Origin of the sequence: Actinoplanes sp. NPDC049548 (genome assembly GCF_040676695.1) — a bacterium.
Taxonomy (GTDB): Bacteria; Actinomycetota; Actinomycetes; order Mycobacteriales; family Micromonosporaceae; genus Actinoplanes.
This window is the reverse complement of the sequence record NZ_JBFAPM010000077.1, coordinates 1-1,129: the sequence shown is the minus strand read 5'-3', so window position 1 is coordinate 1,129 and position 1,129 is coordinate 1. Positions and strand designations below refer to the sequence as shown.

Annotated in this window: 1 protein-coding gene; it reads left to right on the top strand. The window is 67.2% G+C overall.

The genetic code is table 11. From position 1 onward, the window contains the following. Positions 1–129: 129 nt before the first annotated feature. Positions 130–1,128: an IS481 family transposase gene (locus AB0J80_RS38525; RefSeq protein ID WP_364714794.1), complete on the top strand. Its 999-nt coding sequence runs from the start codon at positions 130–132 to the stop codon at positions 1,126–1,128. Position 1,129 lies beyond the last annotated feature (1 nt).

Sequence of the window (1,129 nt, the reverse complement as noted above, 5' to 3'; positions counted from 1 at the left end):
GCCTAGGTGTGCTGTCCAGGGAGGTTGGTCGAGGTTGTGTGACGACTCGGTCTGAGTCGTAGACGGGTGAAGGCCTCCGGTTGTGAAGTGGAGCTGTCTAGGAACCGCTCACACAACCAGGAGGCCTTCATGCTCCACCGTAATGCGGCTTTGACCCCGCGCGCACGTCTGCGGCTGGCGCGTCTGATCGTCGATCAAGGCTGGCCGGTAGCGCAGGCGGCCCGACGCTATGACGTGTCCTGGCGCACGGCCAAACGCTGGGCCGAGCGTTACGCCGCGCACGGCGCCGGGGCCATGAACGACCGGTCGTCACGCCCGCACCACAGCCCGGCCCGTACCGCGCAGCCGATGGTGCGCAAGATCGTGCATCTGCGGTGGAAACAACGCCTCGGACCGGTGCAGATCGGCGGCCGGCTCGGCGTGCCGGCCTCGACCGTGCATGCCGTGCTGACCCGCTGCCGGCTGCACCGGCTCTCACACATCGACCGGGTCACCGGTGAACCCGTGCGCCGTTACGAACACCCGCACCCCGGCGCGATGCTGCACGTGGATGTCACCAAGTACGGCAACATCCCTGACGGCGGTGGCTGGCGCTACGTCGGCCGGGTGCAGGGCGACCGTAACCGCGAGGCGACCGCCCAACGCACCGGACAACGCGGCCGCGACTATGAACCCCGCGTCGGGACCGCGTTCGTGCACACCGTCGTCGACGATTACTCCCGCATCGCCTACGCCGAGATCCGCGACGACGAGAAAGCCGCCACCGCAATCGACGTGCTGCGCAACGCCGTCACCTGGTTCGCCACCCGCGGCGTCACCATCGAGCGCGTGCTGTCGGACAACGGCTCGGCCTACAAGTCGTATGCCTGGCGCGATGCCTGCGCCGAGCTGGGCATCACCGTCAAGAAGACCCGGCCCTACCGGCCGCAGACCAATGGCAAGGCCGAAAGGTTCCACCGGACACTGAGCGATGGATGGGCCTTCGCCCGCTTCTACAGCAGCGAGCAGGCCCGCAGGAAGGCCTTACCGGCATTCCTGCATCACTACAATCACCACCGGCCTCACTCAGCGATCGGCGGCTTCCCACCCATCACCAGGTTGACCAACGTCCCTGGACAGCACACCTAGG